Consider the following 13368-nt stretch of genomic DNA (forward strand, 5'->3'; position numbering starts at 1 on the left):
CCCAGCAGGCGGGCGGGGCGGCCCGGCCCGAGGTCAGGCCGCCTCGCCCGCCGACAGCTCGAACCACATCCGCTTGCCCGAGCCGCGTGGTTCCACGCCCCAGGCGTCGGCCAGCGCCTCGACCAGCATCAGTCCGCGCCCCGAGGAGGCCTGCTCGCCGGGGGTACGGCGCTTGGGCCACAGGTCCGACTCGTCCTCCACCTCGATCCGCAGCCGCGGCTCGCGGCGGTCCTCGCGGTAGAGCCGGGCGGTGAACATCGCGTCCCGGTCGGTGTGCCGGATCGCGTTGGTGACCAGCTCGGAGGCGAGCAGCTCGGCGGTGTCGATCAGCTCCGGCACGCCCCAGCGGCGCAGCGCGTCGCGCAGTTCGCCGCGCAGCTCGGCGACTCTGGCCAGGTCCGCCTGACCGATCCGGCGGCGCAGCTGCTGCGCGGCCAGCCCGCCCTCGGGGCCGTCCCAGCGCAGCAGGAGCAGCGCTATGTCGTCCTCCCGCTCGGCGGAGTCCGCGGCCCGGGCGGCGATCCGGTCGGCCAGCTCCTCGATCGGGTCCACGCCGTCCTGCTCCAGCGGCGGCAGGTCGCCGGCCACCGCCTCGCAGAGCCGGGCCATACCGGTGTCCAGGTCCATCTCGCGCGACTCGACCAGGCCGTCGGTGCAGAGCACCACCGTCTCGCCCGGGTCCAGGCTGAACCGGGTGACCTGGTACTCCTGCGCGGCACCGATCCCCAGCGGCAGGCCGCCGACCACGCTCTGCACGGTGCTGCTGCCGTCGGCGCGGCGGACCACCGGGTCCAGGTGGCCCGCCCGCACCGCGTAGACCACGCCGTAGTCGACGTTCACCTCGGCATAGGTGCAGGTGGCGAAGTGGTCGGTGTCCAGGTCGGCCAGGAAGCGCGAGGCGCGGGCCATCACGGCGGCCGGCGGGTGTCCCTCGGCCGCGTAGGCGCGCAGCGCGATCCGCAACTGCCCCATGATGCCGGCCGCGTGCACGTCGTGGCCCTGCACGTCGCCGATCACCAGGCCGACGTGGCCGCCCGGCAGCGGCACCACGTCGTACCAGTCGCCGCCGATCTGCAGGCCCGAGCCGGCCGGCAGGTAGCGCACGGCGGTGGTCACCCCGGGCACGGCCGGCACGGTGCGCGGCAGCATCACCCGCTGCAGGCCCGCCGCCAGCTCGTGCTCGGCGTCGTGCAGCCGGGCCCGGGCCAGCGACTGGGCGACCAGGCCGCCCAGGGTGGAGAGCAGGGTGCGCTCGTCGGCGTCGAGCTCGCGGGCGTCGTCGAAGCTGACCACGCAGAGGCCGATCGGCCGCCCGCTGGCCACCAGCGGCAGGAAGGCCCAGGCGCTGCGCCCGGTGTCCTTGGCGCGCGGCCAGGCCTCGGCGAACCGCTCCTGGTACTCCTCGCGGCTGCCCAGGAAGACCGGCAGCCGACGGCGGATCGCCTCGGCGGCGGGCTGGAACGGCTCCAGCGGCATCCGGTCGTAGAGGGCCACGGACTCCCGGCGGTAGCCGCTGGCGCCCAGGATCCGCAGCCGTCCGGCCTCCAGGGCGGCCAGCACCAGGCCGTCCGGCGGCAGGCCCGGCAGCGGCAGCTCGGTGAAGACCCGGGCCACGTCCCGCACGGTGACCGCCTCGGACAGTGCCCGGGCCGCCTCCTTGATGAACCGCGAGCGGTCCTCGCGCAGCGCGGCCCGGCGCCCGGCGTCGGCCCGCTTGTGCAGCTCGGCGGTGGCGTCCCAGACGAAGCCGACCATCCGCGAGGGGCGCCCGAAGGCGTCCGCCAGCACCCGGCCGCGGAACCGCACCGCGTGCAGCTCGCCGCCGGGGAAGACGGTGCGGTAGTAGGCGCCGCACTGGCCCAGCTCGGCCACCGCGCGCTCGACCCGGCGGCGCACCACCGGCGCGTCCTCGGGGTGCAGCAGCGCGAGGAAGGCCTCGGAGCTGAGGTCGAAGGTGGTGCCGTTGACGCCGATGATCGCGCAGGCGCGGTGGTCGGCCTCGATCACGTCGCGGCGGATGTCCCAGTCGAAGGAGCCGATGCCGTTGGCGGCCATCGCCGGTTCCAGCCAGTCCGGCATGGCGTCACCGGTGCGGTTGGGCAGGCTCTGCACGGCCGGGACCGCGGCGGCCAGCCGCCCCGCCACCACGCTGGTGCCACCTGCGCCGGCACGCCGGCCGCCCTGGGCCTGCGGGCCGAGCGGAAGACGCGCGGTCCCCTGTGGCTCGGGCTCAGTCGCCATGGTTCTCCTGCCCCTGCCGGGTCCGTCGGTTCGGTGGGTGTGTTCCGCGGACCGCCCCGGTGCGGGGTCCAGGTCCGGACACACATTCTCACTATCCTGTCGAATGTTCGACCACGCGGCAATAACACTCCGCAGCGCGCCCCGGGTCGGCCTGCGCTCGCCGGGCGGCCTCGGGCCGTGGCGGGCTACGGGTGTGCGGGCGCCAGCTCGAACCAGGTGATCTTGCCGTCGGCGTGTCGGCGCACGCCCCAGCCGTCCGCCAGCACCTCGACGAGCAGCAGCCCGCGCCCGCTGGTGGCGGTCTCGGGCGCCCGGCGCGGCCGGGGCAGCTGGGCGCCGCCGTCCCGGACCTCGACCCGCAGCCGCCGGTCGGTGCCGAGCCGGGCGTCCAGCACCGCGCCGCCGCCGGTGTGCTGGAGCGCGTTGGCCAGCAGCTCCGAGGCCAGCAGCTCGGCGGTGTCGGCCAGTTCGGGTACGCCCCAGTGGCCGAGCGCGGCGCGCAGGGCGGCGCGCAGCGGGGCGATGGCCGCGAGGTCGGCGGGGTCGAGCACGGCGTGCAGGCCGTGCCCGGGCGCACACTCGGGCTCGCGGTCGTCGTCGGGCAGCTCGGCGCCGATGCCGAACCTTTGCTGACTCTCCATCAGTTCCGTCCCCCCAGCAGTGCTCAGCTCTATCGTGAGTCCCGCGCACCCGCGGTCGCAACGGTGCACGAAACGTCGACTGGAGTACACGGGGGGCTCACGGCGCGCGAGCTGCTGACACTCTGTCAACATCCGCCGTCCGGCGGCGCTGGCGCCGGGCCCCGACCGGGGCCGCCCAGCCGGTCTCGCGGGCACAACCGCTCGGGCCCGACCGCTCAGGCCAGACCACTCAGGCGTCGAGGGCCACCGCTCCGGTGTCCAGCGCGTAGTACCCGCCACAGACCGCCAGCCGCCCGGCGGCCAGGGCCGGGGCGAACAGTTCGTCCGCCCGCAGCCGGTCCACCGTCTGCCGGATCTGCTCCCTGATCACGGCCTCGATCAGCGCCGCCCGCTGCTCGGGCGAGTCGCTCGCGCCGTCGCGCACGGTGCCGCGCTCCAGCACGGCCCGGTAGGGCGCCCGCAGATCCCGCGCCACCGCCGCCAGGTGCCCCGGCAGCGGCACGCCGTCGCGCAGCGCCTGGACGGCGGCGGTCACCGCACCGCACCACTGGTGCCCGAGCACCAGCAGCAGCGAGGTGGCCAGCTCGGCCGGACCGTACTCCAGACTGGCGCAGACCAACCGGTCGAGCGTGTGTGCGACGGTCCTGACCGCCAGCAGGTCACCGAGCCCCTGGTCGAAGACCAGCTCGGGCGGGACCCGGGAGTCGATGCAGCCGAAGACCACCGCGAACGGCGCCTGGCGGCCCGCCAGTTCCTCCCGGTACCCGGTCGACGCGTCGGGACGCCGGGCCCCGCCGCCCGCCCAGCGCGCGTTCCCCTCGCGCAGCCGGGCCACCGCGTGCGCGCGCCTGCCTGCCCCGATTCCGCCCGACCCATCCCGGCAAACGAGCCGCCCGCCGCCCGGTCACCCCGACGAGCAGCACCACGCGCAGAACCCCGCACGTCGGGTGAGGCTGGACAGTGCGACCCGATCGGGGTTCAATGGCCAGCACACATTTGAACGCCGTTCTAACTCCGGCTACCGCGAGCGAGGCACCGTGCGACTCACCCCCACCGAACGGGACCGGCTGCTGATCTTCACAGCCGCCGAACTGGCCCGCGCCCGGCGTGCCCGGGGCTGCCGGCTGAACGTGCCCGAGGCCACCGCACTGATCGCCGACACCGTCTGCGAGGCCGCCCGCGACGGCAAGCGGCTGGCCGAGGCGATCGAGGCGGGCCGCACCGTGCTGAGCGCCGCGGACGTGCTGCCCGGGGTGCCCGATGTGGTCACGGTGATCCAGGTGGAGGCCGTGTTCGACGACGGCACCCGGCTCGCCGTGGTCAACGACCCCTTCCAGGGCGCCGGTTCGCTCGGCGAGGACGGCCCGGGCGCGGCCCTGCCCGGGCCCGGCGAGGGCTACGACCCGATCGAGGAGACCGTGGTGGTCACCGTCCACAACACCTCCACGGTGCCGATCTCGGTCACCTCGCACTACCACTTCTTCGAGGTCAACCCGCGCCTGGCCTTCGACCGCGCGGCCGCCTACGGCACCCGGCTCGCCGTCCCGGCCGGCTCCTCGGTCCGCTTCGACCCGGGCGCCGTGGTCGAGGTCGGCCTGGTGCCGATCGCGGGCGGGCGGGTGGCGATCGGCTTCGCCGGCCTGGTGGACGGCCCGCTGGACGCCCCCGGCGCCCGCGAGGCCGCGCTGGCCAAGGCCCGCGCCACCGGCTACCTGATCAACGCCGACGACCAGGAGGTCGAGTCGTGACGTCCATCTCCCCGCACGACTACATCTCCGTGCACGGGCCGCGGGCCGGCGACCGGATCAGGCTCGGCGACTCCGGGCTGATCGTGCGGGTGGAGTCCGACTCCCAGGCGCCGGGCGAGGAGTTCCTGGCCGGTTTCGGCAAGACCGCCCGCGACGGCCTGCACCTGAAGGCGGCCACCGTCCGCGACACCTGTGACGTGGTGATCAGCAACGTGCTGGTGATCGACGCGATCCAGGGCATCGTCAAGACCTCGATCGGCCTGATCGCCGGCCGGATCGCCGCGATCGGCCGGGCCGGCAACCCCGACACCATGGACGGCGTCGAGGTGGTGGTCGGCACCGGCACCACGATCGTCTCCGGCGAGGGCCTGATCGCCACCGCCGGCGCCATCGACACCCACGTCCACCTGCTCTCGCCGCGGATCATGGAGGCCTCACTGGCCTCCGGCGTGACCACCATCATCGGCCAGGAGTTCGGCCCGGTCTGGGGCGTGGGCGTCAACTCCCCCTGGGCGCTGCGGCACGCCTTCAACTCCTTCGACGCCTGGCCGGTCAACATCGGCTTCCTGGGCCGGGGTTCGTCCTCGGACGAAGGCCCGCTGGTGGAGGCACTGGCCGAGGGCGGCGCAAGCGGCTTCAAGGTGCACGAGGACATGGGCGCGCACACCCGCGCGCTGGACACCGCGCTGCGGGTCGCCGAAGAGTACGACGTCCAAGTAGCTCTGCACACCGACGGGTTGAACGAGTGCCTGTCGGTGGAGGACACCCTCGCGGTGCTGGCGGGCCGCACCATCCACGCCTTCCACATCGAGGGCTGCGGCGGCGGGCACGTCCCCAACGTGCTGAAGATGGCCGGCGTCGGCAATGTGATCGGCTCCTCCACCAACCCCACCCTGCCGTTCGGCCGCGACGCGCTCGCCGAGGCCTCCGGCATGATCGTCTCGGCCCACGACCTCAAGCTCGACCTGCCCGGCGACGCGGCGATGGCCCGCGACCGGATCCGGGCGGGCACCATGGGCGCCGAGAGCGTGCTGCACGACCTGGGCATGATCGGCATCACCTCCTCCGACGCCCAGGGCATGGGCCGAGCCGGTGAGACCGTGCGGCGCACCTTCGCCATGGCCGGCAAGATGAAGGCCGAACGCGGCCCGCTGGACGGCCCCGACGGCGGCTACGGCACCCACGACGGCGGCGACGACAACGAGCGGGTGCTGCGCTACATCGCCAAGCTCACCATCAACCCCGCCATCGCCCACGGGCTTTCCCACGAGGTCGGCTCGATCGAGATCGGCAAGCTGGCCGACATCGTGCTCTGGCGCCCCGACCACTTCGGCGCCAAGCCGCAGCTGGTCCTCAAGTCCGGCTTCCCCGCCTACGGCGTGGTGGGCGACCCGAACGCCTCCACCGACCGCTGCGAACCCCTCGTGCTGGGCCCGCAGTTCGGCGCGCACGGTGCCACCGCCGCCGACCTCTCGGTGGCCTTCGTCGCCCAGGCCGCCGCCGACGGCGCCTACCTGGACCAGGCCGCCGACCAACTCCCCACCCGGCGACGGCGGGTGGGCGTGCGCGGCACCCGCGGCATCGGCCCGCGCGACCTGGTGCGCAACGCCCGCACCGGCCAGGTCAGCGTGGACGCCGGCACCGGGCTCGTCTCCCTGAACGGCGAACCGCTGCGCTCCGAGCCCGCCGAGAGCGTCTCGCTCAGCCGCCTCTACTTCCTCTGACCCTCCCCCACCCCCGAGGACCCCCACCATGACCACCCCCGCCTCGCTCGGCTACTCGATGCCCGCCGAATGGCACCCGCACGAGCGCACCTGGATGGCCTTCCCCACCGCCAACCAGACCTTCGACACCCCCGAGGGCCTGCACGCCGCCCGGCTCGCCTGGGCCCAGGTGGCCAACACCATCGTCCGCTACGAGCCGGTGACCCTGGTGGCCAACCTCGGCGAGAGCGCCACCGCCCGCGAGTACGTCACCGAGCAGGTCGAGATCGTCGAACGCCCGCTGGACGACGCCTGGATGCGCGACATCGGCCCCAGCTTCCTGACCGACGGCCGGGGTTCGCTGGCCACCGCCGACTGGATCTTCAACGGCTGGGGCGCCCAGTCCTGGGCCAGCTGGGAGCACGACCAGCACATCGCCGGGCACATCAGCGAACTGACGCGTGCTCAGCGCTTCGCCTCCCGCCTGATCAACGAGGGCGGCGGCATCCACGTGGACGGCGAGGGCACCGTGCTCGTCACCGAGACCGTCCAGCTCGGCGAGGGCCGCAACGCCGACTGGACGAAGGAGGAGGTGGAGGCCGAGCTGCACGCCCACCTCGGCACCACCAAGGCGATCTGGCTGCCGCGCGGACTGACCCGCGACTACGACGAGTTCGGCACCCGCGGCCACATCGACATCGTCGCCTCCTTCGTGCGTCCCGGCGTCGTGGTCGCCCACGTCCAGCCCGACCCCGCGCACCCGGACCACGCCGTCTGCCAGCAGCTGGTCGCCATCCTGCGCGCCGCCACCGACGCCCGCGGCCGCCGCCTGGAGGTCATCGAACTGCCCGCTCCCACCGTGCTGCTCGACGAGGACGGCGAACCGGTCGACTACTCCTACATCAACCACTACGTGGCCAACGGCGCCGTCATCCTGTGCGCCTTCGACGACCCCCGCGACCAGGAGGCGGCCGACCTCCTCGGCGAGGCCTACCCCGGCCGCACCATCGAACTGGTCGACGCCCGCGAGATCTTCGCCAACGGCGGTGGCATCCACTGCATCACCCAGCAGCAGCCGAGGGTATGAGAAGGTACGAGGTCAGGGGAACGACCCGCGGGGATGCGGATGCACAAGCCGGGATGAGCGATGGAGTGGAAGTCGTGAGAGGGTGCCGCCCAGCGGGCGGCACCCTCCGACAGTCCCCTCTACTTGCTCCCGTATCAGCTCGTCAGTCCGGCCCGTCGGCGCTTCGGTCACGGCGGCTGAACGACCTCCTGGCCAGGAGTTGTGAGTAGGCGGCCGCCTCCGGCGTGAGTTCCTCGTAGTAGTCGATCGGGTCGCCCTTGTACACGGTGGCTGAGGCGCATCCGACGCACCAGGCGTATTCGGTGTCCAGGTCGCGTAGCGCGGGCAGGGCCATCTTGCACCAGAAGCACTTCTCAGCGAGGACGACGGTGCGCATGCATGCCTCGCACCAGTCGCTCCCGGTCTCGTGGTCACGGAAGCGCGGGCCTGGTGCCTGGCACCCGCCGCACTTGCGGCGGTGGCGCCCCCAGCCGGCCGAGGAGCGTGCCCCGGTCAGCGGGTCACCCCGTAGACGGCCAGTTGCTGGCTGATGTGGATCGGGCCGCCGGCCTGCGCCGGATCGAGGCCGGCCAGCCATGCCTGGAGCGTACTGGTGGTGTCGCCCACGATGTCTTCGACGTGCAGCGCGCTGAGGTTCGGCGGGAGGGCGGCACGCATCTCGGGATGCTCGGCGGCCTGGTCGGCGAGCTGCTGGAGAACCCAGTGCCGTGTCAGGAGCTGCACACCGAGGGTGATGTGGATGGACTGCTGGTCCTCGGTGTGGCCGAAGTGGATCCAGCCGCGAGGGATGTACAGCACCTGGCCTGCTGTCAGGGTCACGGTGCGCGCAACGCGGTGGATCTGGTCGAGCTGCTCCTGGGTGAGGCCGACCCGGGTCCAGGGATGCCGTTCGAGCGGGTCCGTGAACACGGGCGGGTGCAGGCGCCAGACCTTCATGCCGTCGACCTGGGCGAGGAACACGTGATGGGTGTCCCAGTGCGGCCCGTACCCGGTCGCGTCGGCCGGGGTGCGGTACACGTTGGCGGTGACCGGGTGCCCCAGCTCGGCCGACAGGAGCCGGGCGGCGTCGCGCAGCGGCGGCCACGACAGGTGCAGGCCGTTGAGGACCAGCGTGTCCCTCGGGTGGTCGGCGTCCGGGGCGCTGGTCAGCGCCGTTCCGCTGGTGACCATGCCCATGCCGATCGGCCGCAGGGCCGGATCGGTGACGATGCGGCGAGCGTCGTCGTGGGTGAACAGCTCGGCCAGGTCGGTGGCGTCGCGCTGGTAGACGGTCGGCTCGACGGGCCAACCGGCAGTGAACTCCTGCGGCTCACCAACGAGACGGGCGAGGGTGGACATCTACAGCCCCCTGGGATGGGTGTGTGGGCGGGGCGGGCTCCCCCCGGTCCGAGGAGGAACACGGGGAGCCCGCAGCGGTGGTGGGTCAGATCAGGTGGTCGAAGTCGCCGGCCTGGGCGCCGCGCACGAAGGCGCTGAGCTCGTCGCGGGTGGCGGTGAGCGGGATCTGGTTCGGGTCCGTGGTGATGCCGATGCGGACCCGGTCGCCGTCGGCCGCGAGGCCGATGCAGTCGTCGAGCTGGGTCGGCCGACACATGCTGCTCTTGATCCACTCCAGGCCCGGCGCGCCGGCCGGGTCGTATCCCTCAACGGTGATCGCACTGCTCATGTGCTTCTCCTCGTGCAGAGGTTGCCGGGGCGCCGGTCGGCGACCCGGAGCTGTGGCCTGGCGGGGTCTACGGCCCGGCGAGCAGGGGTACTACGGCGGGGCACAGCGGGGCTGGCCCGGGAGTCTGCTCGCTGGTCAGGCCGCTGTCAGCGGGGCATGGCCCCGGGTACGGGCAGTTGCCCGCCGGCCTCCGGCGCGTAGCGGGAGCTGGCCCTGGTCCAGGCGGTCAGGGCGTAGCGGAACCGGTCGAGCGACCGGGCGAACTGGACCGTGGCGGGGTCGAGTTCGTCGTCCCGGACAGCGGTGTACAGCCACCAGAACCGGCGTTCTTCTGCCGCCAGCAGCGCCAGTGCCTCCTGCCGGGCCTCGGTCGGTGGGAGGCCCTGGCTGGCGGCCAGGGCGGCGATCGCCGTGAAGGTGTCCATGTCGGGGGCGGCGAGGTCGTTGGTGAGGAAGCCGACCGACGAGAACGCGGCGACCAGGCTGCGGACCAACGGATCGTTCCAGTCGGGCGTGACGCACTGCTCGGCCAGCTCGCACCACATCGCGGCGAGCACCATGCCGCCATCGGTCGGACGGAGCGCGAGGTACTCGCGCAAGGTCGGAGTCCGGTGCGGCTGGAGGAAGTCGGTGAGCTTGTCCGCTGCGGCGCCCAGCCACGCGAAGAGGTGGCGCCGGTAGCGCTCCCACCACTGCGCCGTCATCATCGCGCAGGTGGCCCGGCACAGTTCGGTCAGCGCGAGCGCGAGCGGGTGGCCGGTGGTGAGTCGCGCGCCGTCGATGGGCGCGGCCAGCAGATCACGGTAGAGCGCGTGAATCTCGTCCCGATCGGCGGAGCGCAGGCCGTCGTCCAGCAGATCGTCCGCGAGCCAGGTCCACAGCGCCCAGCGAGTCGCGAGGTTGAGCTGAGCGCCGCGGGCCCCCGGCCACGCCGCGAGGCACAGGTCCACGTACCCGTGCGCCAGGTACGTCTCGGGGTCCGGGTGCAGGCGGTACTCGCTGAGGAAGGTGGTCGCGCTGACGTACAGGTCGGTGTGCCGCGGGTCGGTCACGGCGGCGGCCATCACGACTCCTCGGCGCCGTGGTCGGCGCACGCCACCACGGCCCAGGTGAGACCGCCGACCGTGCGATAGCCGGCCGGAACGAGCGGCGGCGCGGCCGAGCCGCAGGTGATGCACGCGCGCTCGTGCAACTGGTCATAGGTCGGGGGTGTGTCCGCGTGCGGCAGCCCGGCGGCGGGCTGCGGCGGAGCCGCGAGATCTGCCATGCCGACGACCGTAGGGAGTGACCGAGAGATCACTCAACGACGTTGCACCGAATTACACGGATTCACCCGAGGCCATTGATCGCAGCTGTGATCAACGCACTGGCCGGAGCCCCGCGCACCGCCATCTCGGACAGCTCAGCGAACACGGAAGCGTACATAGCGATCTCGCTGGGTTGAGTGATTGTCAGGTATCCGGAGACCAGCTCCACGTTGACCTGCACCTGGTCATAGATCCAGAACCCCTCAACCGGCCACGCCTTGTCCCGGTCAGGGCGCATCGGTAGCACCCCCATGCTGACATTGGGTAGTCGCCCGACGGCTAGCAGGTGGCGAAGCTGTTCGAGCATCACTGGACGGCCGCCGAGGCCATTACGCAGGACACTCTCCTCGATCAGCACGGCGAACTGGTGATGCCCTTCGTAGAGGATGTGCTGACGGTCCATCCGTTCATCCACCGCGGCAGCAACGTCGTCGACGAGGCCGCGACGGTCGCGGATAGCGGCCAGGATCGCAGTCGTATAGGCGCGCGTCTGAAGGATCCCGGGCAGTACCCATGGCGCGTAGGTCCGGAATGCTCGGGTGCGTTCGTACAGCGGCCGTACCGATTCCTGGGCCTGGCGTAGGCCGGAGCGCTCCATCCGGCGCCACTCGATATACATGGAGCCGGCTTGGCGGCTCTTGGCAATCAGATCGTCTGCCTGGTCTTCCGCGCCGCATGCGGAGCACCAGGCCCGGATGTCGGCGTCCGACGGCGGGGTCTTCGCGTTGATGATGCGGGAGGTCTTTGCAGGGGTCCACCCGCACCGGGCAGCCAGCTCAATACCCTTCAGGCCCGCGTCCAGCATGAGCTCGCGCAGACGGTCCGCAATGGCCTTGCGGGCGGCCTGGGCGCTTGAGGACGGGGAGGAGGGCATGATCCGGCTGCCTGGTGGGTCGTCGGGTCAGACCGTGTACTGCCCGTGCGGGATGGCGCGGTCCCACACTGCCTCGAATGCCGAGGCGCAGTGCTTCGCGAGCGCGGAGTCGGTCAGGACTTCCTCGCCGTGCTCCGCCAGTTGGCCGTCCCCAGTGAAGTGGTGAAAGTGCACCACTTGGTTGTCGAACACCCAGAAATCGAGCCCCGGCAGGGCGAGATCCCCGGTGTTCCGCCTCGGCAGCCAGCGGACCTGCTCGCCAGCCGCGATGTTGCCGAATGTCAGGTCGTACTCGTAGTGAATGTAGGCGTGAACTGGCTCGGAGACGATCCGCGCCCGCCGGATCACCACGCCCCGCTCGGCAGCTTCAGATACTGCGTCGTGCCAGCCGTGCCACCACGAATCCCGGTCCTCCGGGTCCAGGCGCTTGCCCTGCTGCCAGGCGATGAACTCCGGGTCGTCGAGCATGTAGGAGTCGCGCATCTCCAAGTGCACGGCCGAGCGCTGAGCTGCGGCCAGCGCCCTACGAACCGGTGTTGCCACGTGCAGTCTCTCCATCAGGACGGGGGATGAACTGGAGCATGTTGGCCGGCAGCCTGATGACCGTCTCGTGCTCCGGGATATCCGTGGTGTGGCCGGGAACGGAGCCGACCTCCTGGGCCTGCCTCACGATCTCTTCGTCAGCCTTCCACGACTGGATGATGAGGTCGCCCGTCTCCTCCTCCACCCAGATCGTCGGGGACTGATCGGACGGCGTGTTCGGCCAGATCCCCAAGAAACGTAGCGTCATGGTGCCCTCCGGTGCCAACTCGGTTGCGCGGCTTTGCATGACCCTTCCCCAGCAACACGGAGGCGTCAAGGGCGCATTGGCGTGTGGGACCCCGTTCTTCCATCGCCTGTGACGAACGCCCCGGCGGCAGAGGCCTGGCAGATCGTGATCGTCGCGGTCGAAGGTTGCTGGCAGCCCGCGCTCCTGACTGAGTGGCGGCGTATGCCGAGCGGCTGGGTGGCCCGCATCCGGTGGCGCCAGGACCGGGATCCCGCCCGCGGCTGGACCTGGGTCCGTGGGCTTGTCCGCCGCGGATCAGGCCGCACATGCGATCCGCATCTGCCACCAGCTCCTGGATCGAGCGGATGGACAGGTCATCGTCGGCACCGAGGTCAAACAGGTCCAGGGCCTCGCGAATGGGCTGGATCAACCCGTCGAGCCGGTCTTGGCAGAGCGCGTCCACGTACGGCTGGCCGGTGAGGTCCGCGACCGACACCGAGAGCGCCCGTGCAAGCGCCGCGAGGACTGGAGGGCTTGCGGGTTTGTCGCCCTGCTCGATCTTGAACATGAGGCTGTAGCTGATGTTCGCCCTGTCAGCGAGGCCTCGCTGGGTGAGGTGGCGGACTTTGCGGAACGCGGCGATGCGGGCGCCCACGCTGTCAGGATCTGGATTGGCCATGGCGGATCCCCTGGTCTGACTACCGAGCGCAATGACGATACCCCCGAACGTGGTCACTGTGATCCGGATCTCGTACTGTCAGCGGCATGCCGACTGATCGAGTGCTCTATCTGCTGGGGTCCGCAGCACCGCCCGTGCTCAACCTCGCACCAGTTATCGAACAGGCCCAGACCGATGGGTGGCGTGTGTGCCTGGGATTGACGCCAACGGCGGCCGACTGGCTGACTGGCGAGCTCGCCGAGCTGGAGCGCCTCACTGGTCACCCTGTACGCAGCCGCCACCGACGCCCGGGCGAGCCCGATGTCTGGCCTCCCGCCACGGCCGCCCTGCTGGCGCCAGCCACCTTCAACACCCTGAACTCGTGGGCACTCGGCCTGACGAGCAGCTTCATCGTTGGCTTCGCGGCTGAGGCCATCGGCAAGGGGATCCCGCTGGTCACGATGCCCTGCGTGAACTCAGCGTTCCTCGCGCATCCGCAGTTCGAACACAGTGTTGCCGTGCTCCGCGGGGCTGGTGTGCGTGTGCTCCTCGGCCCGGGCGGCTTCGTGCCGAACATCCCTGGCCAGGGCAACCCTGCCGCGTATCCGTGGGGCGCGGCGCTGGCGACCGTCAGGAATGTGACCTGACACCTGCGATGGAACGTCGCATTGCAG

The 13368-nt window shown here is 71.7% G+C and carries 16 protein-coding genes; 4 read left to right on the forward strand and 12 right to left on the reverse strand.

Features of this window, described 5'->3' with window-relative positions:
- Positions 1–33: 33 nt before the first annotated feature.
- From ACFZB9_RS00505 to ACFZB9_RS00515, 3 genes are all read right to left on the reverse strand, one after another.
- Complete coding sequence (locus ACFZB9_RS00505) at positions 34–2241, reverse strand: SpoIIE family protein phosphatase (RefSeq protein WP_391442515.1); 2208 nt, start codon at positions 2239–2241, stop codon at positions 34–36.
- A 185-nt stretch (positions 2242–2426) separates the two neighbouring features.
- Positions 2427–2882 carry an ATP-binding protein gene (locus tag ACFZB9_RS00510; protein ID WP_391442517.1) on the reverse strand — a complete coding sequence of 152 codons (456 nt, stop codon included), beginning with the start codon at positions 2880–2882 and terminating at the stop codon, positions 2427–2429.
- Positions 2883–3111: 229 nt separating this feature from the next.
- Positions 3112–3717 (reverse strand): carbonic anhydrase, encoded by a 606-nt coding sequence (locus tag ACFZB9_RS00515; protein ID WP_391442518.1) that lies wholly within the window; start codon positions 3715–3717, stop codon positions 3112–3114.
- A 202-nt stretch (positions 3718–3919) separates the two neighbouring features.
- Here ACFZB9_RS00515 and ureA point away from each other — a divergent pair, with 202 nt between their 5' ends.
- Genes ureA through ACFZB9_RS00530 form a run of 3 tightly spaced genes read left to right on the forward strand, consistent with a single transcriptional unit; the run spans position 3920 to position 7420 of the window.
- Positions 3920–4630 carry an urease subunit gamma gene (ureA, locus tag ACFZB9_RS00520; protein ID WP_391442520.1) on the forward strand — a complete coding sequence of 237 codons (711 nt, stop codon included), beginning with the start codon at positions 3920–3922 and terminating at the stop codon, positions 4628–4630.
- Entirely contained in the window at positions 4627–6354 is a 1728-nt protein-coding gene (locus ACFZB9_RS00525) for an urease subunit alpha (RefSeq protein WP_391442522.1), read from the forward strand. Before ureA ends, ACFZB9_RS00525 begins: the two co-directional genes overlap by 4 nt.
- Positions 6355–6382: 28 nt before the next feature.
- On the forward strand, positions 6383–7420 hold the full coding sequence (locus ACFZB9_RS00530; protein ID WP_391442523.1) for an agmatine/peptidylarginine deiminase: 1038 nt from the start codon (positions 6383–6385) through the stop codon (positions 7418–7420).
- A gap of 142 nt (positions 7421–7562) precedes the next feature.
- Here the strand turns inward: ACFZB9_RS00530 and ACFZB9_RS00535 are convergent, their stop codons facing one another.
- From ACFZB9_RS00535 to ACFZB9_RS00575, 9 genes are all read right to left on the reverse strand, one after another.
- A complete protein-coding gene (locus tag ACFZB9_RS00535; RefSeq protein ID WP_391442524.1) occupies positions 7563–7796 on the reverse strand; it encodes a hypothetical protein in 234 nt (77 codons plus the stop codon).
- Positions 7797–7912: 116 nt separating this feature from the next.
- Complete coding sequence (locus ACFZB9_RS00540) at positions 7913–8758, reverse strand: JmjC domain-containing protein (protein WP_391442526.1); 846 nt, start codon at positions 8756–8758, stop codon at positions 7913–7915.
- 85 nt (positions 8759–8843) lie between these two features.
- Positions 8844–9086, reverse strand: a complete 243-nt coding sequence (locus ACFZB9_RS00545; protein ID WP_391442527.1) for a DUF397 domain-containing protein — start codon at positions 9084–9086, stop codon at positions 8844–8846.
- A 146-nt stretch (positions 9087–9232) separates the two neighbouring features.
- A complete protein-coding gene (locus ACFZB9_RS00550; RefSeq protein ID WP_391442529.1) occupies positions 9233–10150 on the reverse strand; it encodes a hypothetical protein in 918 nt (305 codons plus the stop codon).
- Positions 10150–10353 carry a hypothetical protein gene (locus ACFZB9_RS00555; RefSeq protein WP_391442530.1) on the reverse strand — a complete coding sequence of 68 codons (204 nt, stop codon included), beginning with the start codon at positions 10351–10353 and terminating at the stop codon, positions 10150–10152. The genes ACFZB9_RS00550 and ACFZB9_RS00555 overlap by 1 nt, the downstream gene beginning before the upstream one ends.
- A 62-nt stretch (positions 10354–10415) precedes the next feature.
- Positions 10416–11267: a helix-turn-helix domain-containing protein gene (locus ACFZB9_RS00560; RefSeq protein ID WP_391442532.1), complete on the reverse strand. Its 852-nt coding sequence runs from the start codon at positions 11265–11267 to the stop codon at positions 10416–10418.
- Positions 11268–11294: 27 nt separating this feature from the next.
- Complete coding sequence (locus tag ACFZB9_RS00565; protein WP_391442534.1) at positions 11295–11810, reverse strand: DUF6879 family protein; 516 nt, start codon at positions 11808–11810, stop codon at positions 11295–11297.
- Entirely contained in the window at positions 11791–12057 is a 267-nt protein-coding gene (locus ACFZB9_RS00570) for a hypothetical protein (protein WP_391442536.1), read from the reverse strand. Before ACFZB9_RS00570 ends, ACFZB9_RS00565 begins: the two co-directional genes overlap by 20 nt.
- The gene (locus tag ACFZB9_RS00575) at positions 11948–12715 is read right to left on the reverse strand and encodes a helix-turn-helix domain-containing protein (protein WP_391442538.1); all 768 of its coding nucleotides are present in this window, start codon (positions 12713–12715) and stop codon (positions 11948–11950) included. The genes ACFZB9_RS00570 and ACFZB9_RS00575 overlap by 110 nt, the downstream gene beginning before the upstream one ends.
- Positions 12716–12801: 86 nt before the next feature.
- On the opposite strand from ACFZB9_RS00575, the gene ACFZB9_RS00580 reads away from it, so the two are divergent.
- The gene (locus ACFZB9_RS00580) at positions 12802–13341 is read left to right on the forward strand and encodes a flavoprotein (protein ID WP_329584274.1); all 540 of its coding nucleotides are present in this window, start codon (positions 12802–12804) and stop codon (positions 13339–13341) included.
- Positions 13342–13368: the final 27 nt, after the last annotated feature.

Source organism: Kitasatospora sp. NPDC008050 (genome assembly GCF_042957465.1).
In the GTDB taxonomy this organism is placed as follows: Bacteria; Actinomycetota; Actinomycetes; order Streptomycetales; family Streptomycetaceae; genus Kitasatospora.